General features: G+C 61.2%; 26 protein-coding genes. 13 read left to right on the top strand and 13 right to left on the bottom strand.

The window, feature by feature from the left end; all coding sequences use genetic code 11:
* Positions 1-39: 39 nt before the first annotated feature.
* From DVR09_RS02750 to DVR09_RS02725, 6 genes are all read right to left on the bottom strand, one after another.
* Positions 40-1,017, bottom strand: a complete 978-nt coding sequence (locus DVR09_RS02750) for a ParB/RepB/Spo0J family partition protein (protein ID WP_115415582.1) — start codon at positions 1,015-1,017, stop codon at positions 40-42.
* Complete coding sequence (locus DVR09_RS02745; RefSeq protein WP_115415581.1) at positions 1,014-1,805, bottom strand: ParA family protein; 792 nt, start codon at positions 1,803-1,805, stop codon at positions 1,014-1,016. The genes DVR09_RS02750 and DVR09_RS02745 overlap by 4 nt, the downstream gene beginning before the upstream one ends.
* Positions 1,802-2,431 carry a 16S rRNA (guanine(527)-N(7))-methyltransferase RsmG gene (rsmG, locus tag DVR09_RS02740; protein ID WP_115415580.1) on the bottom strand — a complete coding sequence of 210 codons (630 nt, stop codon included), beginning with the start codon at positions 2,429-2,431 and terminating at the stop codon, positions 1,802-1,804. The genes DVR09_RS02745 and rsmG overlap by 4 nt, the downstream gene beginning before the upstream one ends.
* On the bottom strand, positions 2,428-4,278 hold the full coding sequence (mnmG, locus tag DVR09_RS02735) for a tRNA uridine-5-carboxymethylaminomethyl(34) synthesis enzyme MnmG (RefSeq protein ID WP_115415579.1): 1,851 nt from the start codon (positions 4,276-4,278) through the stop codon (positions 2,428-2,430). Before mnmG ends, rsmG begins: the two co-directional genes overlap by 4 nt.
* Positions 4,279-4,340: 62 nt before the next feature.
* Complete coding sequence (gene mnmE, locus DVR09_RS02730) at positions 4,341-5,609, bottom strand: tRNA uridine-5-carboxymethylaminomethyl(34) synthesis GTPase MnmE (RefSeq protein ID WP_115415578.1); 1,269 nt, start codon at positions 5,607-5,609, stop codon at positions 4,341-4,343.
* Between the two features lie 15 nt (positions 5,610-5,624).
* Positions 5,625-5,888 (bottom strand): DUF6489 family protein, encoded by a 264-nt coding sequence (locus DVR09_RS02725; RefSeq protein ID WP_115415577.1) that lies wholly within the window; start codon positions 5,886-5,888, stop codon positions 5,625-5,627.
* Between the two features lie 99 nt (positions 5,889-5,987).
* On the opposite strand from DVR09_RS02725, the gene DVR09_RS02720 reads away from it, so the two are divergent.
* The 3 genes from DVR09_RS02720 to DVR09_RS02710 are packed head-to-tail and all read left to right on the top strand — an operon-like array spanning position 5,988 to position 8,674.
* The gene (locus DVR09_RS02720) at positions 5,988-6,686 is read left to right on the top strand and encodes a dienelactone hydrolase family protein (protein ID WP_115415576.1); all 699 of its coding nucleotides are present in this window, start codon (positions 5,988-5,990) and stop codon (positions 6,684-6,686) included.
* A 3-nt stretch (positions 6,687-6,689) separates the two neighbouring features.
* Positions 6,690-8,279: an FMN-binding glutamate synthase family protein gene (locus tag DVR09_RS02715; protein ID WP_115415575.1), complete on the top strand. Its 1,590-nt coding sequence runs from the start codon at positions 6,690-6,692 to the stop codon at positions 8,277-8,279.
* Positions 8,276-8,674, top strand: coding sequence for a nuclear transport factor 2 family protein (locus DVR09_RS02710; RefSeq protein ID WP_115415574.1), 399 nt, complete (start codon positions 8,276-8,278; stop codon positions 8,672-8,674). The genes DVR09_RS02715 and DVR09_RS02710 overlap by 4 nt, the downstream gene beginning before the upstream one ends.
* Before the next feature lie 265 nt (positions 8,675-8,939).
* Here DVR09_RS02710 and rho read toward each other — a convergent pair whose 3' ends face one another.
* From rho to hemE, 3 genes are all read right to left on the bottom strand, one after another.
* Positions 8,940-10,205, bottom strand: a complete 1,266-nt coding sequence (gene rho, locus DVR09_RS02705; RefSeq protein ID WP_115415573.1) for a transcription termination factor Rho — start codon at positions 10,203-10,205, stop codon at positions 8,940-8,942.
* Between the two features lie 205 nt (positions 10,206-10,410).
* Positions 10,411-10,854, bottom strand: coding sequence for a CopD family protein (locus DVR09_RS02700; protein WP_115415572.1), 444 nt, complete (start codon positions 10,852-10,854; stop codon positions 10,411-10,413).
* Between the two features lie 11 nt (positions 10,855-10,865).
* Positions 10,866-11,912, bottom strand: coding sequence for a uroporphyrinogen decarboxylase (hemE, locus tag DVR09_RS02695; RefSeq protein WP_115415571.1), 1,047 nt, complete (start codon positions 11,910-11,912; stop codon positions 10,866-10,868).
* Positions 11,913-12,289: 377 nt separating this feature from the next.
* On the opposite strand from hemE, the gene DVR09_RS02690 reads away from it, so the two are divergent.
* The 9 genes from DVR09_RS02690 (at position 12,290) to DVR09_RS02650 (ending at position 18,207) form a co-directional block, all read left to right on the top strand.
* Positions 12,290-13,075 (top strand): pyruvate, water dikinase regulatory protein, encoded by a 786-nt coding sequence (locus DVR09_RS02690; RefSeq protein WP_234041592.1) that lies wholly within the window; start codon positions 12,290-12,292, stop codon positions 13,073-13,075.
* On the top strand, positions 13,072-13,677 hold the full coding sequence (locus tag DVR09_RS02685) for a Maf family protein (protein WP_115415570.1): 606 nt from the start codon (positions 13,072-13,074) through the stop codon (positions 13,675-13,677). Before DVR09_RS02690 ends, DVR09_RS02685 begins: the two co-directional genes overlap by 4 nt.
* Positions 13,674-14,528: a shikimate dehydrogenase gene (aroE, locus tag DVR09_RS02680; protein WP_115415569.1), complete on the top strand. Its 855-nt coding sequence runs from the start codon at positions 13,674-13,676 to the stop codon at positions 14,526-14,528. The genes DVR09_RS02685 and aroE overlap by 4 nt, the downstream gene beginning before the upstream one ends.
* On the top strand, positions 14,525-15,139 hold the full coding sequence (gene coaE, locus DVR09_RS02675) for a dephospho-CoA kinase (protein ID WP_115415568.1): 615 nt from the start codon (positions 14,525-14,527) through the stop codon (positions 15,137-15,139). The genes aroE and coaE overlap by 4 nt, the downstream gene beginning before the upstream one ends.
* Before the next feature lie 41 nt (positions 15,140-15,180).
* Positions 15,181-15,876 carry a DNA polymerase III subunit epsilon gene (gene dnaQ / locus DVR09_RS02670; RefSeq protein WP_115415567.1) on the top strand — a complete coding sequence of 232 codons (696 nt, stop codon included), beginning with the start codon at positions 15,181-15,183 and terminating at the stop codon, positions 15,874-15,876.
* A gap of 78 nt (positions 15,877-15,954) precedes the next feature.
* Complete coding sequence (gene hpf, locus DVR09_RS02665; RefSeq protein ID WP_115415566.1) at positions 15,955-16,524, top strand: ribosome hibernation-promoting factor, HPF/YfiA family; 570 nt, start codon at positions 15,955-15,957, stop codon at positions 16,522-16,524.
* Between the two features lie 16 nt (positions 16,525-16,540).
* Positions 16,541-17,005 (top strand): PaaI family thioesterase, encoded by a 465-nt coding sequence (locus tag DVR09_RS02660; protein ID WP_234041528.1) that lies wholly within the window; start codon positions 16,541-16,543, stop codon positions 17,003-17,005.
* A gap of 5 nt (positions 17,006-17,010) precedes the next feature.
* Positions 17,011-17,346, top strand: a complete 336-nt coding sequence (locus DVR09_RS02655; protein WP_115415564.1) for a DUF1491 family protein — start codon at positions 17,011-17,013, stop codon at positions 17,344-17,346.
* A gap of 201 nt (positions 17,347-17,547) precedes the next feature.
* Positions 17,548-18,207, top strand: coding sequence for a cell wall hydrolase (locus tag DVR09_RS02650; protein ID WP_115415563.1), 660 nt, complete (start codon positions 17,548-17,550; stop codon positions 18,205-18,207).
* Between the two features lie 72 nt (positions 18,208-18,279).
* On the opposite strand, the gene xth is transcribed toward DVR09_RS02650, so the two are convergent.
* From xth to DVR09_RS02635, 3 genes are all read right to left on the bottom strand, one after another.
* Complete coding sequence (xth, locus tag DVR09_RS02645) at positions 18,280-19,065, bottom strand: exodeoxyribonuclease III (protein WP_115415562.1); 786 nt, start codon at positions 19,063-19,065, stop codon at positions 18,280-18,282.
* Between the two features lie 149 nt (positions 19,066-19,214).
* Entirely contained in the window at positions 19,215-19,544 is a 330-nt protein-coding gene (locus DVR09_RS02640; RefSeq protein ID WP_115415561.1) for a HesB/IscA family protein, read from the bottom strand.
* Between the two features lie 31 nt (positions 19,545-19,575).
* The gene (locus DVR09_RS02635; protein WP_115415560.1) at positions 19,576-20,007 is read right to left on the bottom strand and encodes a CBS domain-containing protein; all 432 of its coding nucleotides are present in this window, start codon (positions 20,005-20,007) and stop codon (positions 19,576-19,578) included.
* A 114-nt stretch (positions 20,008-20,121) separates the two neighbouring features.
* Between DVR09_RS02635 and DVR09_RS02630 the strand changes: the two genes are divergently transcribed.
* Positions 20,122-20,412, top strand: a complete 291-nt coding sequence (locus DVR09_RS02630) for a hypothetical protein (protein WP_115415559.1) — start codon at positions 20,122-20,124, stop codon at positions 20,410-20,412.
* Here DVR09_RS02630 and DVR09_RS02625 read toward each other — a convergent pair.
* Positions 20,409-20,777: a (2Fe-2S) ferredoxin domain-containing protein gene (locus DVR09_RS02625; RefSeq protein WP_115417742.1), complete on the bottom strand. Its 369-nt coding sequence runs from the start codon at positions 20,775-20,777 to the stop codon at positions 20,409-20,411. The two genes, DVR09_RS02630 and DVR09_RS02625, sit on opposite strands and share 4 nt — an antisense overlap.
* Positions 20,778-20,783 lie beyond the last annotated feature (6 nt).

The raw sequence follows: 20,783 nt of genomic DNA, 5'->3' as shown, positions 1-20,783 counted from the left end.
AGAGAAATGCTTTCAGGCCTCGCTTCGACCAGCTTTCCGTTAAATATCGCCGCCCGTAAGCCTTTGACAAATAAGGTCAAGTTGATCGAGGGTGCGATACCGAATGGTCACGCTACCCGTGTTGGGCGTGACATCGGTGGTGATCCTGACCGGCATGCCAAGGAATTCTTCGAGGTGACCCTGCACGGCAGTGATATCGGCGTCGTTTTCGCTTTGATGGGGGTGGGCCGAAGGCGTATCCGACCGCAATTTTCCCGGCTTGCGGGTCAGCGCCTCCATTTCGCGCACGGACAAACCATCGGAGACCGCTTTTTCCGCGAGGCTTTCGGCCTCATCCCGGCCGACCAAGGCACGCGCATGCCCCATGGAAAGTGCACCCTCGGCCAATAACTCCAGCACGCTATCGGGGAGGCTCAGGAGGCGTTGGAGATTGGCGACGTGGCTGCGCGACTTGTCGACAAGCTTTGCGATCTCCGCCTGGGTCATCCCCTCATCTTCGGCGAGTTTTTGGTACGCGCGCGCCTCGTCGACCGGGTTGAGATCCTCGCGCTGGAGATTTTCGATGAGCGCCAGCGCCATCACTTCGCGCCGTTCAAGCTCGCGAATCAGTGCCGGTATCTCGTGCAATCGCGCCTTTTGCGCGGCGCGCCAGCGGCGCTCGCCCGCAACCAAGCGATAACGACCCTGTCCCAGCGGCGACACGATGACTGGCTGGATCACGCCACGCGATTCGATGGAAGACGCGAGTGCTTCGAGCGATTCCTCGTCGAAGCGCGTCCGGGGTTGTCCGGGAAGCGGTTCGATATCCGCCACCGGAATGGAAGCGAGCCCATCGCTCGGATGGGCCTGGCTCACACCCGCCGAGGACCCCGCTTGCTGGCCCCCACCCCCATCCGCGCCCGACCGGACAAGCGGTTCCTCGCGGCGGGTTTCGCCTAACAGGGCTCCAAGTCCCTTCCCCAGCTTCTTCTTGCGATCGATCGTTCTGGCTCCCGATTTGTCCGCGCCGTCACTCATGCCGCCTTTTTCCTTTCCGGCAGACGCCCGATGAGTTCCCGAGCCAGGCCGATATAGGCCCGGCTTCCGGGGCAATTGTGGTCATAGACCAGTGCCGGCATTCCATGGCTCGGCGCTTCGGAAAGGCGCACATTGCGCGGAATCACGTGTTCGAAGACCAGATTGCCGAGACAATCTCGCACATCGTCGGCCACTTGATCGGTTAGCCGGTTGCGGCGGTCGAACATCGTCAAAACAATCCCAACGATGCCCAGATCGGCATTGAACCCCTGCTGTACGCGCTCGACAGTCTGGAGAAGCTGACTGAGACCTTCAAGCGCGAAGAACTCGCACTGCAGCGGCACAAGCAACGTATCCGCAGCGGACAGGGCGTTGAGAGTCAGAAGCCCAAGCGAGGGCGGACAATCGATAAAGCATACATCATAGCCCGCAAAACTCCCGCGAGCTTGTGACGAGAGCGCCCGCCTAAGTCTCGCTGTGCGATCCTCTACCGAGACGAGCTCGACCTCCGCTCCCGATAGATCCTGCGTCGCCGGAACGATATCGAGGCCGGGTATATCCGTCGGCTGCGCACATTCTGCCAGGGCGGCCTGGTCAAGCAGGAGATCGTAGCTGGTATTTTCACGCGCGGCAGCCGCTATGCCAAGCCCGGTCGACGCATTACCCTGAGGGTCAAGGTCGATCAGCAAAGTCTTCCACCCCGTCGCAGCCATAGCCGTCGCGATGTTGATGGCAGTGGTCGTCTTACCCACTCCGCCCTTCTGATTGGCGATAGCAATGGTGATCATGCTTTTGCGCTCCATTCTCCGCGACCGACCACGATCCCAGCCTCCGGATCGGTCACCGATTGTTCCACGTGAAACATGGCACGGCGATTCTTGGGCAGTCCCGCTACTTCATGCGCCGCCGATCGGCCCTTGGGCAACACCCAATGGGTAGAGCTTGTGGAGAAGGGCGCGGATAAAGTCAGCAACCGGTCGAGTGGAGCAAAGGCCCGAGCGGAGATAATCCGGGCCTCGAAAGGCGTAACATTCTCCAGACGTTGCCCCTCTACCCGACAATTCTCGAGCCCCAAATTCGCGATGGTGGCTTCCAGCCATTCGATACGGCGGCGTCTCGATTCCACGAGAACCACAGATAGATCCGGACGCATCGCGGCGATGACCAAACCTGGAAATCCCGCGCCGCTTCCAAGATCGAGCCAGGGGCCGTCGCACGGCTCGCATAGCTCGAGCAACTGGGCCGAATCGGCAATATGCCGCTGCCAGACCATTGGCAGTGTCGCTCGGGCAATCAGGTTCTGCCGCTGATTCTCTGCGGATAAATCCCTGACGAGCATATCGAGCCGATCGAGCGCGAAGCGGTCGGACAGGCGGGCAACATAGGCGCGGGCTTCGTCTTCGCTGGCGATCATGCCGCACGATCCCTCTTTCGGACATGAACGAGCAAAGCGGCGAGCGCCGCCGGCGTGACACCGCTGATACGGCCAGCGGCCGCCAGCGATTCCGGCCGTGCAACCGACAACCGCTCTATCATTTCATTGGACAGTCCAGGAACCTCGGCGAAGGGAAAGTCGGGAGGCAGGCGCTGCGCTTCGCTTGTGCGCAGATCGGCAAGCTCGGCCCTTTGCCGCGCGAGATAAGGCGCGTAAAATGCATCCTCCGCCAACTCCGTGGCAAGTGAGTCGTCGGGATCCACACCGTCCAACCACGGCCCCAGAGCGGATAAATCGGCATGACCGCCAGCGATCCACTCGGAGGCTGGACGAGGTCCGGTGTCACGTTTCACGTGAAACCCCGCATCCGCCAGAACTTTCGAATGAATAGGGGTAGCGAGCGCTTGTTCATATCGCGCGCGACGCTCCTCACGCCTGTCGTACCATTCTGCCCGCTCCTTTCCGACCAAGCCGTGTTTCATTCCCAGGAGCGTCAGGCGCGTATCGGCATTGCTCGCGCGAAGGCGTAGCCGGTATTCCGCCCGTGAGGTCAGCATGCGATAGGGCTCGGTGATACCCTGAAGCGTCAGATCGTCGAGCATCACGGAAATGTAGGAATTCGCGCGATCGAGCGGCAGCGCCTCGACGCCAAGGATCGCCGAAGCGGCGTGCATGCCGGCGACGAGCCCCTGTGCCGCCGCCTCTTCGTATCCCGTCGTACCGTTGATCTGCCCCGCGCAGTAAAGGCCCGGAATAGCGTGAAGCTCCAGCGAAGAAGCGAGCGCGCGCGGGTCGATATGGTCATATTCGACTGCATAACCGGGAACGGACATTTCCACCCGGCTCAAACCATCCATCGCCCGCAGCATGGCCAGTTGGACATCGATGGGAAGCGATGTCGATATTCCGTTCGGATAAACGAGCTCGGTATCCAGACCCTCCGGCTCGAGGAATACCTGATGCCCATCGCGATCGCCAAACCGATGGATCTTGTCTTCGATAGAGGGGCAGTAACGGGGGCCTGCCGCGCCGATGGCGCCGGAAAACAGCGGTGACCGATCGAGGTTGGCGCGGATAATGTCATGCGCGCGCGCATTGGTACGGGTGATTCCGCAGAACAGCTGGGGGTTTGATCTCGCCCCGGTCAGCGAACTCATCGTCCAGCATTCATTGTCAGACGGCTGCTCCTCCAGCGAAGCCCAATCGATCGTGCGCCCGTCCAGACGTGGAGGCGTGCCGGTCTTAAGCCTTCCCATCGGAAGATCGGCCTCGCGCAATTGTGTCGCCAGACGGTGGGCAGCCCCTTCCCCTATCCTCCCGCCTTCGAAGCGTTCTTCACCGCGATACAATATCCCGCCAAGGAAGGTGCCCGTGCACAAGATCACCGCACGCGACGTGATCCGCGTTCCGTCCGCCAATTCCAGTCCACAGACCCGCCCCCCTTCGAGACGAAGGGCAGCCGCCTCCCCCGCGACCAGTTCCAGTGATGGCTGCGCCCGAACCATCGCTTGAACCGCCCGGTGAAACAACTTCCGATCGGCTTGAACGCGCGGCCCCCATACCGCGCTGCCTTTCGACCTGTTCAGCATGCGATAGTGTATCGCTGCCGCGTCGGCAGCACGGGCAATTACGCCGTCGAGCGCATCGACTTCGCGGACGAGATGCCCCTTCCCCAATCCCCCGATTGCCGGATTGCAGCTCATGGCGCCGACCTTGTCGAGATCGAGCGTCACCAGAGCCGTGCGCACCCCCATTCGGGCGGCGGCGCAGGCCGCTTCGACCCCGGCATGGCCGCCGCCGACTACAAGAACATCGAAATCGTGCATGGGATCGGCGCTCTACCGAAAGCCGGGATTCACGTCAAAGGCGCATGTTTCACGTGAAACAACTATTTCCCGATACAAAATCTGCCGAAAAGCGTGTCGAGCATTTCCTCGGTCGACTCGCGGCCAACCAGTCGATCGAGCGCGCGACGCGCGGTCCGAAGGTGTTCAGCGACAAGCAGGAGGTCGTCGTCCACTCTCACGGCGGAGAGGCCCTCGGCCGCGGCCAAGGCCCAATCCCGCTGACGCCGATTGAAAGCCAATCTGTCCACGGGGGGTAAAGCGGTGCGGCCTCGCTCGACCAGAAGCGCCGTCAATCGCTCGATCCCGGCGCCGGTTACCGCTGAAACTTGTAAACCGCCGCTTTCTGAGGAGCGCAGATCCGATTTGGAGCGCACGCAAATCGCGCCTTCGGGTGCGTCTGCCTCCTCTCCCAACCACAGGACGATCTGCCCCGCCGAGACCTCGCGGCGGGCTCGCTCTATCCCGATTTCCTCGATTGCACCCGCCCCGCTCTCCCGCATTCCCGCCGTATCCACCAATACGAATGGGATGCCGCCAATCGCTACTGGGCGTTCGAGAACGTCGCGGGTTGTCCCCGCCTCGGCAGTGACGATCGCGGCATCGTCCGCCAACAATGCGTTGAATAGCGACGATTTCCCCGCATTGGGAGGACCCGCCAAAACGACCCTGATGCCATCCCGAAGACGCTCGGTGGCAGGCTGGGCGGCGATGCCACGGATCTCCGCCGCGAGATCTTCCAACCGCGCATGGAAGTCACCCGGCAGGCCGGCAACATCGTCCTCGTCGGCGAAATCGATGACCGCCTCGACCGCAGCGGCGAAGCCGAGAACACGCTCGCGCCATCCCTCAATTCGGCGCGATAGCTCCCCTCCGACCGAGAGCATCGCTCCCCGCCTTTGCATTTCGGTTTCAGCTGAAAGCAAATCGGCAAGACCCTCCGCCTCGGCGAGATCGATCTTGCCATTGCCGAAGGCACGCCGCGTGAATTCTCCCGGCTCGGCCTCCCGCAATCCCGCGTAGGTCCCAAGTTCCTGGAGAATAGCCGCGATCACCGCCCTGCCCCCGTGGCAGTGAATTTCAGCCAGGTCCTCGCCGGTAACCGTGGCTGGACCGCGAAACCACAGGATCAAAGCCTGGTCGAGCGTATCGCCAGTGGCATTGCGCAGGGCTCTCAATCGGGGCGAACGTTCGGGAGGAAGGCCCCCGGTAAGCCGCTCGAGCGCCGACCCGGCATCCGACCCACTTATGCGGATAACACCGATCCCCGCAGGCGGCGCACCGCTCGACAGCGCATAGATCGTCTCGCTCATCGCGCCGTAACGGCCTCAATCGTCGTCGGAAGTCTTCTTCGCCGACGAAGTACGCGCCGCATTGGCACCTTCCATGAAACTTTGGAAAAGCTTGAAACCGGCCTGCCCCATCGGTGCCAACTGTTTCGCATATTCCTGCAATTGGTCGGTATTGTTCACACCCTTCATCGCCTTCGACATCATGTCGACATATACGGCGTTTGCCTTGCCGACATCGGGCAGCCCCATGAAGGTCCTTGCCTCTTCGGGCGTGCAATCGATTTCGATATGGACCTTCATCGCGCTTCCTCCGTTATGGCTTGCGAGACCCTATTTGGGTCTGCAATGCGCGTCATGCAAGCATAAGACACCATTCGAAGCGAGCGAGGCACAAAACCCATGACCGAAACCGTCACCATCCCCACACTGTCGGGCACGGAAGAATTCACCGCTTACGTCGCAAGACCCGCCGAGCGAGCCAAGGCCGCGATTCTCGTCATTCAGGAGATCTTCGGGGTCAATGCGGGCATCCGGCGCAAGTGCGACAAGCTCGCGGAAGAGGGTTATCTCGCGATCGCTCCCGACCTGTTCTGGCGCCTAGAACCGGGAGTCGAGCTCGATCCCGATGTCGAACCCGAATTTCAGCGCGCTCTCGATCTGATGGGCCGGTTCAATCAGGATCAGGGAATTCGGGATATCGAAGCCACGATCCATTATATCAGGCGCGAGGAAAGCGTTCCCAAGGTTGGTTGCGTTGGTTACTGCCTCGGTGGACGCCTCGCTTTCATGACCGCCGCCCGCACCGATATCGATGCGAGTGTCGGCTATTATGGCGTCGGTATCGACGGTCTTCTCGGTGAAAAGCATGCGATCGCGAACCCGCTCATGCTGCACATTCCTACAGAGGACGGATTCGTCGACAAGAATACGCAAAAGGCCATGCATGAGGGCCTGGACGACCATCCCAAGGTCACACTGCACGATTACGAAGGGCTCGATCACGGTTTCGCCACCGAATTCGGCAAGCGTCGATCCGAAGACGCCGCGCAATTGGCAGACAGCAGAACCGCCGAGTTTTTCGCCCGGCATCTCGGCTGACGCGTGGAGCATATTCCCTTTCGGTATGTCGTCCCCGCCGGTCTGGTCGCACTGTGCGGGGTCGCCTGGTGGTGGGAACCGGCGCGCTGGACGCTATGGCTCCTAATTCCGCTTGTGATCCTGGCGCTCTGGGATTTTCTTCAGCGCGAACATACACTTAGGAGAAATTACCCGGTCCTGGCCCGTATTCGTTGGTTGATGGAGGACCTGCGGCCCTTCGCGCAGGCCTATATCGTGGAGGACGACCTCGATGGTCGTCCCTTCAGCCATCAGGCGCGAGCGCTCGTTTACGCGCGGGCAAAGGGCGATCTGGATTCTCATCCGATGGGAACCGAGCTCGATGTCTACTCCGATGAATATGAATGGCTCAGCCACTCGATCGCACCGAAACAGGATGCACCCGATCACTGGCGCGTCACCGTGGGCGAAGGCACCTGTGCCAAACCCTATTCCGCCGCCCTGCTGAATATCTCGGCAATGAGCTTCGGTTCGCTTTCCGCGCGCGCCATCGAAGCACTCAACGCGGGCGCCGCCCTTGGCGGGTTTGCGCACAATACGGGCGAAGGCTCGATCAGCCGCTATCACCGTTCCCCCGGCGGCGATCTCATCTGGGAGCTGGGCAGCGGATATTTCGGCGCGCGTCGGTCCGACGGGCATTTCGATCCGGACCAGTTTCGGGACAATGCCACCAGCGATCAGGTGAAGATGATCGAAATCAAACTGAGCCAGGGTGCCAAGCCGGGGCATGGCGGTGTGCTGCCGGGCGCCAAGGTGACCGAAGAGATCGCAGAGGCGCGCGGAGTGCCCGTTGGCGAGACGGTGATTTCGCCGGCGGCCCATCCGACCTTCTCGACACCGGTTCAATTGCTCGAATGGCTCACCTCTCTGCGCGATTTATCGGGTGGCAAACCGGTCGGCATCAAGCTGTGTGTCGGGCAACCGCACGAACTCTTCGCCATTGGCAAAGCGATGTTGGAAACCGGGCTGCACCCCGATTTCATTACCGTCGATGGCGCCGAAGGAGGAACTGGCGCGGCACCGCTCGAATTATCCAACTCGGTGGGCATGCCCTTGCGTGAGGGGCAAATCATGGTGCGCAACATGCTTGTGGGGCTGGCGCTCAAGGACAAGGTCAAAATCGCCGCTTCGGGCAAATTGCATTCGGGCGCGCAACTGGCCAAGGCTTTCGCGCTCGGTGCCGATTGGTGCAATGCCGCCCGGCCCTTTATGTTCGCCCTGGGCTGCGTACAGTCGATGAATTGCCACAGGGGAACCTGCCCTACCGGCATCGCCACCCAGGACGCATGGCGGCAACGCGGCCTGGTCGTGGAGGAGAAGGCTCCCCGCATCGCGCGCTTCCAGCGTCAGACGCTTCACTCGCTACGCGAAATCGTGGTGGCCATGGGGCTCGCCAGTCCCTGGGAAATCGACCCGCACGATATGCGCGAACGGTTGAACGGGGCGCGCTCCGATGCCATCGATCGCATCTACACCTTCCTCGAGCCGGGCCAGTTGCTCGAGGATGCCGACGCGACACCCTATGCCCGGCACTGGCATGCCGCCCGGGCGGACACTTTCCGGAGAGCAGAATGAGCGCAGAGCTAGGCCTGAAACGCTGGCACCAAGTCATCGAAAACGGCAGCTGTGCCGAAGAGCTCTCTGCCATTATCCGTGACGACGCCGTATTCCATTCGCCCGTCGTGCATACCCCTCAGGTCGGCCGCCCCATCGTGGTCGCCTACCTTTCCGCCGCCGGAAAAACACTCGGCAATGACAGCTTCGAATATGTCCGCGAACTGATCGACGGCGATAACGCCATGCTCGAATTCACGACCGAGATGGACGACATTCACGTCAACGGTATCGACCTCATCCGGTTCGACGAGGACGGCATGATCGCCGATTTCAAAGTGATGGTGCGCCCGCTGAAGGCAGTCAACAAAGTGTGGGAACAGATGGCCGCGATGCTGGAGAAGATGAAGGGCTGATCGGCCTTCCCTGTACCTCCTCCTCGGCGGCATGGTCGAATGGAATGCAGGGCAGCAATCCAGCACAGATAGCCGCTGCCATGCATTCAACCGCATGGCCCATCCACCGAGCACCGACGATTACATCCTGACCTCGCGTAGCTGTTTGCGCGCCACGTCCGCTCCGATCCAAATCGGGCAGCACTGCATCCGGTCCCGCCTGCTGTAGACGCATGCCCAAAGAGCCGAAAGATATCGGCATCTTTCAACAGGCGGGACCGAGACGCTACTGATTCATCGTCGCGAAGAAATCTTCGTTGGTCTTGGAATCCTTCATCTTGTCGAGCAGGAATTCCATCGCGTCGATCGTGCCCATCTGCATGAGAATCCGGCGCAGGACCCACATTTTCGAAAGCTTGTCCTTCTCGACAAGCAGCTCTTCCTTGCGCGTCCCGCTCTTGCCGACATCGAGCGCCGGGAAGATGCGCTTGTCCGCAACCTTGCGGTCGAGCACGATTTCGCTGTTGCCCGTGCCCTTGAACTCTTCGAAGATGACCTCGTCCATACGGCTGCCGGTATCGATCAGCGCGGTCGCGATGATCGAAAGCGATCCGCCCTCTTCGATATTGCGGGCGGCGCCGAAGAAACGCTTGGGGCGCTGCAATGCGTTTGCGTCGACACCGCCGGTCAGCACTTTGCCCGAGCTGGGCACCACCGTGTTGTAGGCACGGCCGAGACGCGTGATCGAGTCGAGCAGGATAACCACATCGTGCTTGTGTTCGACGAGGCGCTTGGCCTTCTCGATGACCATTTCGGCGACCTGGACGTGCCGGTTTGCAGGTTCGTCGAACGTGGAGGAAATCACCTCGCCTTTGACGCTGCGCTGCATGTCGGTGACTTCCTCGGGCCGCTCGTCGACGAGCAGGACCAGCAGGAAGACTTCCGGGTGATTATCCGTGATCGCTTTGGCGATGTTCTGCAGCAACACCGTTTTACCGGTGCGCGGCGGCGCGACGATCAGCGCACGCTGGCCCTTGCCCTGCGGCGAGATGATATCGATCACGCGCGCCGACTTGTCCTTGACCGTCGGATCGAGTGTGTCGAGCGTGAGCTTTTCTTCCGGGTAGAGCGGCGTGAGGTTGTCGAAATTGGTGCGATGGCGAACCGCGTCGGGATCGTCGAAATTGACCTTGTACAGTTCGGTCAGGGCGAAATAGCGCTCGCCCTCCCTCGGCGCACGGATTTCACCTTCGACCGTATCGCCGGTGCGCAGGCCCCATTTGCGGACCTGATTGGGCGAGACATAGATGTCGTCGGGTCCGGCGAGATAATTCGCCTCCGGGCTACGCAAAAATCCAAAGCCATCCTGCAGCACCTCGATGGTGCCGATGCCCATGATCTTTTCTTCGTAGTCCTCGTCCTCGGCCAGTTCGCGCAGAATGCAGAACATCAGGTCCTGTCGGCGCATCGTCGAGGCACCCTCGACACCCAGCTCCTCGGCCATCGCGACCAGGTCTGCCGGAGTTTTTTCTTTCAAATCCTTGAGATGCATGTGTTTTACTCGGTATTCTCAGTTTGGGTGTCCGACGGGTCGGTATGGGCTTGGAGAAAGCGGACCCGGCCTCGTGCGAATGCGAGACCTCTAGCCGGGAGATGGCAGTGCAGTTACGCCCGCGCCGAATGGGCGTCAATCGGCAAAGCGATATAGCGGTGCCTCATGGGCGCCAAGCGAGCACGGAATATCGCAATGGCGCGGGTCAGAACGGCTTGACGACCACCAGCACCACGATGATGGCAAGCGCGATCCCCGGAAATTCTCCCCAGATACGCAGTTGCTTTTCGGTCATCGGTCGTTCGCCCGCGATCATTTTCTTCGCCCGCGCAACCATGATTCCATGGAAAGCCGTCAGGAGCACGACAAAGAGCAATTTTGCGTGGAACCAGCCCTGGTCCCAGGCGCCGATCGCCATCGCCAGGAGCAGACCCAAGACCCAGACCACAATCAGGCTGGGTGTCAGGATGACCTTGCGAAGCAGCCCCATTCGTTTCGCCCACATGGCGGACGCTTCGGATCCCTCGGATGCAGGGTGAAGATAAATCATCTGCCGTGGCAGCATGAACAATCCCGCCATCCAGAACACCATGAAAATGATGTGGCCGGCTTTGAGCCAGAAATAGGTCATCGCGAGAACATCCTGCATTGCACGATCATCTAGGGACCGCGCCCGCCTCCGTCACCCTCGAAATCGCGAACCACCGCAATCAGTCGCTCGACATGCTCGATCGGAGTGCGGCGATCGATACCGTGGCCGAGGTTGAAGACATGCGGTCGGTCGGCAAATGCCTCCAGGATGAAGCGCGCGCGGCTTTCCAGGCGCTCGCTGCCAGAAAGGAGCAGTAGCGGATCGAAATTGCCCTGTACCGGCATGCCCTGGGGCAACTCGCGATGCGCCCAGACCGGATCGATTGTCTCGTCCACACCGACCGCCTGTACGCCCGTCTCGCGGGCATAGGCCGACAGCTTTTCGCCTGAGCCTTTGGGAAAGCCGATCACCGGCGTCGCCGGGTGGCGCCTGCGCAGTTCGGCAACGATTTTCGCATTCGGAGCGATAACCAACCGCTCGAACTCATCGGGAGCAAGGCTGCCCGCCCAGCTATCGAACAGTTGCACCGCTTCCGCACCGGCTCCGATCTGGCCGGAAAGATAATCGATGGTTTCTGCAACGATCCGATCGAGAATCGCATCGAGCTTGGCCGGATCGCGATAGGCCAGCGCGCGCGCTTCGTGCTGGTCGCGGCTTCCCTCGCCGGCCACCATGTAAGTCGCCACGGTCCACGGGCTCCCGGCAAAGCCCAGCATCGTCACCCCTTCGGGCAGGCGCCGACGACAGAGGCGTACCGTCTCGTAAATCGCGTCATAGCGCGAGGGATCGGGAGTAAGCCCTTCCAGCGCTGCATCGACCAGCGGCGGCGAGAGCTTGGGACCTTCGCCCGCAAGGAACTCCAGATGCTGGCCGATGGCATGCGGCACGATGAGGATGTCGGAAAACAGGATCGCCCCGTCGAAACCGAACCGCTCGATGGGCTGCAAGGTAATCTCGCAGGCCGCCTCGCTATCATAGGCCAAGGCGAGAAAACCGCCCTTTTCGGCGCGCAGAGCCCGATATTCGGGAAGGTAGCGACCGGCCTGGCGCATGAGCCAGAGAGGGACGCGTGATCCTCGCTTGCCATTCAACGTGTCGAGAAGGAGACCGGGCATCGATGAGTCCAATCCAATAAATAATAGTATTTATATAGAGGTAGAAGGAGTCTGTTGGCCCTGTGGATTTCAGGGATAAGCGGCCCCTGCCCGATTTCTCCCGCGCTGCAAAGGGTGGAGCCGCAAATCCGACTCGCCAGCGGCCCTGAGTCGAGTCAAACTTATCCTCGCTGTCCCCACCCCTGCGCACAACTTCCATTTGCTGTGCGGGAATCGGCCCGTGAAGGACTCGTATCGGGGAGGGTTTTTGGTCCCGAACTTGTCGCCAGCTTTCTCCCGTGGTTTATGCCTCGCGTTCTCCACAGGCCCAGGGTATCGAAATCTCCAACCGGATTCATCTTCACCTGCTGTCCGATTCCACCGGCGAGACGCTCGAAATGCTGGCGAAGGCGGCGCTTGCGCAGTTCGAGGATGCCGACGTGGTGCGGCATTTCTGGCCCATGGTCCGCAGCCGCCAGCACCTCGAACGCATATTGCCCGAACTCAAGGCCAATCCCGGTCTGGTGCTGTTCACCCTGGTTAATCCCGAAACGCGCGAACGGCTGGAACAAGCGTGCACGCAGTCGGGCCTTCCGGCGGTACCGATCCTCGATCGCGTGACCGAAGCGCTGGAAAAGGCGCTCGGCCAGGAAGCGCACGGGCGTCCCGGTCGGCAGCACGCCATGGATCAGGCCTATTTCAACCGGGTCGAGGCGATCCAGTTCACCATCGCGCATGATGACGGTATCGGATGGGAAGACTGGGAAGAGGCGGATATCATGCTTGCGGGGGTTTCGCGCAGTTCCAAGACACCGACCAGCATCTATCTCGCCAATCGCGGCTACAAGGTGGCCAATATACCTCTGGTCGTGGAAAGTCCGCCACCCTCCAAACTGTTCGAGCTCAAACATCCGATGGTGGTCGGGCTGACCACCGCGCCCGAACGTCTCGTGCAGATCCGGCGCAACCGCCTGCTGACGCTCAACGAAGAGCGTCAAACCGACTACGTCGATAACGAGCGGGTGAAAGATGAGGTCAAGTTCGCCCGCCGGATGTTTGCCGACAATGGCTGGGCGGTAATCGACGTGACACGCCGCTCGATCGAGGAAACTGCCGCCGCCGTGATCCGCCTCTATAACGAGAGAAAGGCGCGCGGAACGCGTCAGGGAGCCAAACCGATATGACACGGATCGCAGGGAGCGGTTTGATCCTTGCCTCCAACAGCGCCTCTCGCAAGGCGATGCTGGAGGCGGCGGGTATCGCTTTCACGGCAAAGGGCGCGGATGTCGATGAACGCGCCCTCGAATCCGAAATGGATGGAGCCGAGCCCGGGGAAATCGCGCAGGCGCTGGCCGCTGCCAAGGCTGCGGCGGTCTCCAACGGGCAGCCCGATGCCTTGGTGCTAGGGTCTGATTCTCTGGTCGAGGTCGATGGCAGACGGTTCGATAAACCCTCCAGCCGGGAGAATGCGGCGGAGCATTTGCGGTTCTTTTCCGGCAAGATCATGACGCTGCATAGCGCTGCGGCACTTGCGCGTGACGGCCAGATCCTCTGGGTCGGTTCCGATTTCGCGCGCTTGCGGGTGCGTGACCTGTCGGACGATTTCATCGCCGCCTATCTCGATGCGGAATGGCCCGCAGTGAGCTATTGTGTCGGTGTATTCCGGATCGAAGGGCCGGGCGTGCAGCTTTTCGATAGCATTATGGGTGATCAGTTCACCGTGCTGGGCATGCCCTTACTGCAGGTTCTGGACGCCTTGCGCGGGCAAGGTGCGTTGCTGTCGTGACTCGCTATGCCGAAGTGATCGGCGATCCGATCCGCCAGTCGAAATCCCCCGCGATCCATGGATTCTGGATAGAAAAGCTCGGTCTCGCGGCTGAATATCGCGCGCAGCATGTCGAATCCGCCGCGCTCGAGGATTTCATCGCCGAACGACGCGGCGATGCGGACTGGCGCGGCTGCAATGTCACCATGCCGCATAAACAGGCGATCATGCCGCTCATGGACCGGCTCGAACCGCTCGCCAAACGCGTCGGAGCGGTCAACACGGTGGTAAAGGCGTCCGATGGCAAATTGGTCGGGCGGAACACCGACGTAGCGGGATTTCTGGAACCGCTGTCGGTTCGCCTGCGCAGCAAGCACTATTTCCGCATGGCTCGCGTGATCGGAACAGGCGGCGCGGCCCGGGCCATCGTGGCTGGATTGGCCGGAGAGGGGTTCACACTGGTTCTGGCGGGCCGAAACCCGGACAAGGCGCAAGCTCTGCTCGACGAGCTGGATCCGATCGGGGAACACCATGCCGCTCCGCTAAGCCATTTTGCCGACGTCACCGATTTCGCCTTCGATGACCGGGAGGGATGCTGCGATCTCGTCGTCAACGCCTCCCCGCTCGGCATGCGCGGGCAACCCCCCCTAGCCTTTGACTGGTCTCATGCTCCGCCTGGCTCGATCGCTTACGATATCGTCACCGATCCGGTGGAAACCGAGTTCCTGCGCAAGGCGCGCGAGGCCGGCTTCGAAACCATAGACGGTCTCGCCATGCTGATCGGCCAGGCCGCCGCGGCGTTCACCCAATTCTTCGGTGTCGAACCGCCACGAGATCATGATGCGGAACTGCACGAAAGGCTGATGACGTGACTCGCCCCCTTATTATCGGCCTGACCGGGTCTATCGGCATGGGCAAGTCCACCGTGGCCGCGATGTTCGAAGCGGCGGGTGTTCCGGTGTTCGATGCCGACGCGGAGGTCCGCGCCATGCAGGGGCCAGGGGGCGCATTGGTCCCGGCCATCGAAAAGGCCTTTCCCGGAAGCACGGACGAGAACGGCGTTGCGCGAGACAAGCTTGGGGCACTGGTGTTCGGCGATCCGGAAAAGCTCGCCCGGCTCGAGGCGATCGTCCATCCTGCCGTCGCGGCAAGGCGGGAAGCGTTCGTGATCGAGCATGTCGGCGCGCCGATGGTGGTTTTCGATATCCCCCTGCTGTTCGAAAAGGGCGGTGCCGAAGCGGTCGACAAGGTGATCGTTGTTTCCGCGCCCGCCGAGACGCAGCGCATGAGGGTTCTCGCCCGGCCTGGCATGACCGAGGAAAAATTCGCCCACATACTCGAACTCCAGGTCCCCGATTCGCAAAAGCGCGCCCGCGCCGATCATGTGATCGATACCGGGACGAACTTGGAGAAAACCGAAGACGCCGTGATCGCCCTGATCGCCGAATTGGGCGATTCGTACTCCGCTCGCCAAGCACCGTAACCCCCTTGTAATCTTGTTCAGCGAAGCCGATAGAAGACCCGATGCGTGAAATCGTGTTCGATACCGAAACCACCGGACTCGATCCCAAGACGGGGGACCGGATGGTTGAGATCGGCTGCATCGAGCTGGTCAATCTCGTGCCGACCGGCGAAAGCTACCACGCCTATTTCAACCCCGAGCGTGACATGCCTGCTGGCGCCGAGGCCGTGCATGGTCTGTCGTCGGCGTTCCTGTCCGACAAGCCGTTGTTTGGCGATCTGGCTGGCGAATTGCTCGATTTTATCGGGAGCTCTCCGCTGGTCGCGCACAATGCGGGGTTCGACTTTGGATTTCTCAACGCAGAACTGACACTCATCGACATGGAGCCTGTCTGCACCAGCAGGATGGTGGATACGGTGGCTCTTGCGCGCAAACGCCATCCCGGCGCGAAGCTGTCGCTCGATGCGCTGTGTTCGCGTTACGGAGTCGATCGGAGCCACCGGGTAAAGCATGGAGCACTGCTCGATGCCGAATTGCTGGCGCAGGTCTATGTCGAGCTCAGGGGCGGCCGCCAGATCGGTCTCGAACTCGCGGCAGAGGTAGCTGCGGCACACATTTCCCGGCCGGTCGAAATCTCGGCAGTGCGTAAGGCACCTGTCGGCCCTCGGCGCGAACCGCGCCGACATACTCCCAGCGAGGCCGAACTGGCGCGACACAGGAACTTCATGGCCGGGATCGAGAACCCTTTATGGGGCTAGATCGCGGGCCATTGGGAACCGGCGGTGGGGCCGGGGATTTGGGATCGCTCGGGGGACGGTAAAGGAGAAAACGACAAGATGGATATACGTGTTTCCGGCCACCAGATCGATACCGGCGCAGCCTTGCAGGAGCATGTCGGCGATCGTTTGAACTCCATCGTCGAGAAATATTTCAACCGCGCGATTTCCTCGCACGTCACTTTCGGCAAGGGGCCCGGAGGCTCCTTCACGTCGGATATCGTGACTCATGTGATGCAGGGCCTGATCCTCAAGGGCCATGCCGAGGCGCATGACGTCCATCAGGCGTTCGACGCGGCGGCAGGCAAGATCGAAAAGCAGCTGCGCCGTTACAAGCGCCGCATCCAGGACCGTCACAAACAAGCCGCGCATGCGGTCCGGGAAGAAGAAGCCGCCTATACGATTTTCGGGGTGCCGGAACCCGACAATGACGAAGAAATCACCGCCGACAGCCCGCCGATCATCGCAGAAACCAAGGCGATCATTCCCGAATGCAGTGTGGCGGATGCCGTGATGCTGCTGGACCTCCAGAATGCCAATGGCCTGCTGTTCAAGAATGCGGGTAGCGGCGAACACAATATGGTCTATCGGCGTCACGATGGCTCGATCGGCTGGGTCGAGCCGCGCTGAGGGAGACCGCATTACCGTGACCGGGGCCGCAACCAGCGGGGCACAGCGCCATTATCGCGCGCTCGAGAGCCTCTATGCATCGGCGCCGGTCAATGCGCTGTTTTCCTCGCGGCTCGAAATAACCGGCGAAGGTACGGCGCGGATCACCTTCGACATCACGGAAGAGGTCTATCATGCGGCCGGGGCGGCGCATGGCACGATCTATTTCAAGATGCTCGACGATGCCGGATTCTACGCCGCCAACACCTTCGTTACCGACCGTTTCCTGCTGACGACTTCCTTCAATCTGCATTTTACCAAACCGGTACGGGTGGGCGAAGTCGTGGCCGAGGGGCGCTGGGTGAGTGGGCGCAAGCGCGTATTTGTCGCCGAATCGCGGCTGGTCGATGCCGAGGGTGACGAGATCGGCCGCGGAACCGGCACCTTCATGCGCTCGCACATCCCCCTGTCGAGCCTGCCGGGCTATGTGACAAACCCCTGATCCATATGGACGAACGTCTGCCTTCCCATATCGAGGTTTCCGGGCTGATCAGAGCGGTGGAAGGTGCGGGGGGCTTCGGAATGGTGCTGCAAAAGGGCGAGAAAGACGCAGGGGTCATTCTCGTATTAACCACACATAGTGGCAAAAATACCCGCCTGTGGGAGCGCATGCCCCAGCTCGACGGGTCCCGGCGCTTCATATGTACGCGTGAGCAAGACTCTGAAAATCGGGGAGAATTTGACGAGTATGTCGCGAAAAGGCGAGCTTCCGACCCCGATTGCTGGGTGATCGAGCTGGACGTCGAAAATGCCGAACGCTTCGTCGCAAGCGCGGTCGATTGACTTGACTTGATTTCAGTTGCGACTATTTGGCCGCCAACTTCGATGCGCAGGCGGCGTAGGACGGCAATGGGGTCGGCACGCTAGCACGCAGACGGGGGGTGGCCGGCAGGCCCGTTAACGGATCCGCCATCAAGGACGCAATCAACGCGCCATGGGTCCCAGCCTGCGACAGACCGCCAACCGCTTAGTTGTCTGCCAATAATGATTCGCAAGTTCACTGGTTTCACCGCGCTTGTCGCGGCGATCGCCCTTACGACGTTTGCCGGAGCGGAAGGTTCCGGCGCCAACGCCCAGGTTGCGGCGCAAGCAACCGAAACAGCTACCACCGAAGCCCCCCTCACCGAGGAAGTGGTGCCGGTATTCGTTGAAAACGAGGTGGTACAGGAGCTTCCCGCCCAGGCGGAAGCCGAATCCGAGAATTTCGCCGATGACGTGCCGCAAGCCGACAGCTTGCGTGCCCTCATCGATGCCATGCCTGCTGCGGGGCAGTTGTCCGAAGAATTGCAGTGCCTCGCCGGTGCGGTCTATTTCGAATCGCGCGGCGAACCGCTCGAAGGCCAACTCGCCGTCGCCAAGGTAATTATGAATCGCGCCGAAGATCGCCGTTGGCCCTCAAGCTACTGCGCCGTCGTGTATCAGCGGTCTCAGTTTTCCTTCGTCAAGAACGGCCGCATGCCGCGCATCAAGACCGGATCGGCGGCGTGGAAGCGCGCGCAGGCCATTGCGCGTATCGCCCATCGCGGCCTGTGGGACAGCAGCGCGGATGATGCGGTGTATTTCCATGCGAAATATGTGCGCCCCGGCTGGAGCCGCCGCAAGGTAGCCGTGGCGACGATCGATACCCACGTCTTCTATCGCTAAGCTCGAGTTTCGCACACGGATGCAGGGGCTGCCGCTTGCGCGGTGGCCCCTTCTCCTTGGGCTAGGTCGGCGTCAGTCTCGCAAGTCGACCCAGACGGGCGCATGATCGCTGGCTTTCTCGCGTCCGCGATATTCCCTGTCGACACCCGCCGCGTTCATCCGGTCGGCCAATTCGGGCGACAGCAGAAGGTGGTCGATCCGGAAACCATGATCGCGCTGCCAGGCGCCCGCCTGATAGTCCCAGTAGGTCCATACGCCGCCCCGCGGGTTGAGCGTGTCGATTGCGTCCGTCCATCCGTCGGCTAGCAGTCGCGCATAGGCATCGCGTGATTCGGGCTGCATCAGCGCGTCCGAGGCCATCGCGCGGACCGACCACACATCCTTGTCTTCGGGGATCACATTGAAATCCCCCAGCACCACGGCCGGAACCTGTTCTTCCCAGATGGCGCGCAATCTCGTGCGCAATTTCTCCATCCAGGCCAGCTTGTACTCGAATTTCGGCCCTGGCTGCGGATTGCCATTGGGCAGGTAGAGATTGCAAATGCGCAGGCCCCTTACCTCCGCCTCGAGATAGCGGGCCTGTTCGCCCTCTCCATCCTTCGGTCCGTCGATGCCCAGGCCGCGCTGAATCTCCACCGGCTTTTCGCCATCGGCAAGGATGGCCACGCCATTGAAACTCTTCTGACCATGCCAGATTGCCTGGTAGCCCATGCTTTCGAATTCTTCGGCGGGAAAGCCCTCATCCATCGTCTTGATTTCCTGCAGGCAGGCGACGGTGGGCCGGGTTTCCTCGAGCCATTCCTTCAGGCGCGGCAGACGGGCCTTGATCCCATTGATATTGAAACTGGCGATACGCATGGCGTGGGTCTTATGGCGTCGCCCCGGCCTTGGCTAGCATCAAGGCCGACACGCGCGTTCCGCTCGCCAAGCGGGGAGCGGGCGGCGCAAGCCACTGTGTCGCGGCGCCGGGGAAGCGTGCAAGCCCCTCCGAACAGGCGGGCAGGACCTTAGATCCCGAAACTGGATCCACAGCCGCAACCGGCGGCCGCTTGCGGATTCTCGACCTTGAAAGCAGCCCCACCGAGCGATTCGACGAAATCGACCGTGCTTCCGGCGACGAGGTCCATGCTGACTGCGTCGACCACCAGTTTCACACCGTCATTTTCGCTCACCGAATCGTCGCCTTCGGGCGACTCCGCGAGATCGAATTTATATTGGAAACCCGAACACCCGCCCCCTTCGACCGACAGGCGCAAGATTGCAGGCTTGGCCTGCTTCGCGGCGATCGCGGCAATGCGGGCCGCAGCGGCATCGGTCAGTGTCGGGGCGGTGGTCATGAGCTGGATGTAGGGAGCGCTGCGGCCGGTCTCAAGCGGTCTGGATATATTCGCGCATCGCTTCCGCCTCGTGCTGGATCTCGTCGAGCCGAGCCTTGACGAGGTCGCCAATCGAAATGAAGCCGCACATCTCGGCTCCATCGACGACCGGAAGGTGGCGAATGCGGCGGCGTGTCATCAAGGCGAGCGCTTCGAGCACCGGCGTATCGCGGTTCACGGTGATCGCCGGCGCGGTCATCACGTCGCCAAGCGGTCTGGAAAGGCATGCATCGCCTTCATCGGCGAGGCGATAGATAACGTCGCGTTCGGAAAAGATGCCGACTACCTTCCCGTGTTCGGTTACGGGTATGGCGCCGATCCGTTTCGAGGCCAGAAGAGCGATGGCTTCGCGGACAGGTATGTCCAACGCACAGGAAATGATGTCCGAACTCGCGCGCCCTTCGATCAACCTGCGGATTTCCATACGCCATATCCTCCTGTGATGAAGTGGTCAGAATGCCATTTTCGACTCGAAAAAGCGAATCGGATTGCGGGGAAGCGTTGATTATCATGCCGGTGCGCGCCATGTGGCTTCGCGATGACGCAAAAATCCCTCCTCGACGATCCGGAAAGCGCGGCCTTCGCCTGGGCCCGCTTCAGGCGCATCATGCGCTTCATGTTCCTGCTGACCGTCGGGATCGTGGCGATCGCGCTGGCGCTGCTTTACAAATATGGCGACGAAGAGGTGTCGATTCACTTCTACATCGCCACCGCGCTCGGCATCGGCTTCACGATGTTGCTCACCAGCGCGCTGATGGGGCTCGTCTTCCTGTCTTCAGGTACGGGGCACGACGAATCGATTGAGGAAGCGCGCAAGAAAATCGACTAGTCGCCCGGTCGGAGCCGGTATTCCTCGACGGGTACGCCGCCGATCAGATGGCGCTGAATGATCGCCTCGAGCACTTCGGGCGTGCATGAATGGTACCAGACATTGTCCGGCCAGACGACGGCGATGGGGCCTGAATCGCAGATCTGCAGGCAATCCGCCTTTGTGCGCTGAACCGTTCCTCCGCTCCCCGCCAGACCCAGCTCCTTGAGCCGCCGCTTCAGATAGTTCCAGGCCTCTTTCCCATCCGCGCGGCTACAGCATTTTTGCTTTTCCGACAGGGCGCAGAGAAATATCTGGCGTTCCGCGCGCGCACCGCCCGTCTTGGCCAGCGCTCGTTCGGCCTTGCGCAGCGATTTGGGCTTCACGGTCAA

Origin of the sequence: Erythrobacter aureus (genome assembly GCF_003355455.1) — a bacterium.
In the GTDB taxonomy this organism is placed as follows: domain Bacteria; phylum Pseudomonadota; class Alphaproteobacteria; order Sphingomonadales; family Sphingomonadaceae; genus Qipengyuania; species Qipengyuania aurea.
This window is presented reverse-complemented; position numbering and strand designations above follow the sequence as displayed.

Excerpts from the sequence above, each read along its gene's own strand:
- dnaQ (WP_115415567.1), top strand. The coding sequence starts at position 15,181 with ATGCGTGAAATCGTGTTCGATACCGAAACCACCGGACTCGATCCCAAG.
- DVR09_RS02655 (WP_115415564.1), top strand. The coding sequence starts at position 17,011 with ATGGACGAACGTCTGCCTTCCCATATCGAGGTTTCCGGGCTGATCAGA.
- rsmG (WP_115415580.1), bottom strand. The coding sequence starts at position 2,431 with ATGATCGCCAGCGAAGACGAAGCCCGCGCCTATGTTGCCCGCCTGTCC.
- DVR09_RS02690 (WP_234041592.1), top strand. The coding sequence starts at position 12,290 with ATGCTGGCGAAGGCGGCGCTTGCGCAGTTCGAGGATGCCGACGTGGTG.
- DVR09_RS02720 (WP_115415576.1), top strand. The coding sequence starts at position 5,988 with ATGACCGAAACCGTCACCATCCCCACACTGTCGGGCACGGAAGAATTC.
- hpf (WP_115415566.1), top strand. The coding sequence starts at position 15,955 with ATGGATATACGTGTTTCCGGCCACCAGATCGATACCGGCGCAGCCTTG.
- DVR09_RS02685 (WP_115415570.1), top strand. The coding sequence starts at position 13,072 with ATGACACGGATCGCAGGGAGCGGTTTGATCCTTGCCTCCAACAGCGCC.
- xth (WP_115415562.1), bottom strand. The coding sequence starts at position 19,065 with ATGCGTATCGCCAGTTTCAATATCAATGGGATCAAGGCCCGTCTGCCG.
- DVR09_RS02725 (WP_115415577.1), bottom strand. The coding sequence starts at position 5,888 with ATGAAGGTCCATATCGAAATCGATTGCACGCCCGAAGAGGCAAGGACC.
- DVR09_RS02710 (WP_115415574.1), top strand. The coding sequence starts at position 8,276 with ATGAGCGCAGAGCTAGGCCTGAAACGCTGGCACCAAGTCATCGAAAAC.
- rho (WP_115415573.1), bottom strand. The coding sequence starts at position 10,205 with ATGCATCTCAAGGATTTGAAAGAAAAAACTCCGGCAGACCTGGTCGCG.
- DVR09_RS02745 (WP_115415581.1), bottom strand. The coding sequence starts at position 1,805 with ATGATCACCATTGCTATCGCCAATCAGAAGGGCGGAGTGGGTAAGACG.
- DVR09_RS02640 (WP_115415561.1), bottom strand. The coding sequence starts at position 19,544 with ATGACCACCGCCCCGACACTGACCGATGCCGCTGCGGCCCGCATTGCC.
- DVR09_RS02635 (WP_115415560.1), bottom strand. The coding sequence starts at position 20,007 with ATGGAAATCCGCAGGTTGATCGAAGGGCGCGCGAGTTCGGACATCATT.
- DVR09_RS02630 (WP_115415559.1), top strand. The coding sequence starts at position 20,122 with ATGACGCAAAAATCCCTCCTCGACGATCCGGAAAGCGCGGCCTTCGCC.
- DVR09_RS02750 (WP_115415582.1), bottom strand. The coding sequence starts at position 1,017 with ATGAGTGACGGCGCGGACAAATCGGGAGCCAGAACGATCGATCGCAAG.
- DVR09_RS02700 (WP_115415572.1), bottom strand. The coding sequence starts at position 10,854 with ATGCAGGATGTTCTCGCGATGACCTATTTCTGGCTCAAAGCCGGCCAC.
- hemE (WP_115415571.1), bottom strand. The coding sequence starts at position 11,912 with ATGCCCGGTCTCCTTCTCGACACGTTGAATGGCAAGCGAGGATCACGC.
- DVR09_RS02650 (WP_115415563.1), top strand. The coding sequence starts at position 17,548 with ATGATTCGCAAGTTCACTGGTTTCACCGCGCTTGTCGCGGCGATCGCC.
- mnmG (WP_115415579.1), bottom strand. The coding sequence starts at position 4,278 with ATGCACGATTTCGATGTTCTTGTAGTCGGCGGCGGCCATGCCGGGGTC.
- mnmE (WP_115415578.1), bottom strand. The coding sequence starts at position 5,609 with ATGAGCGAGACGATCTATGCGCTGTCGAGCGGTGCGCCGCCTGCGGGG.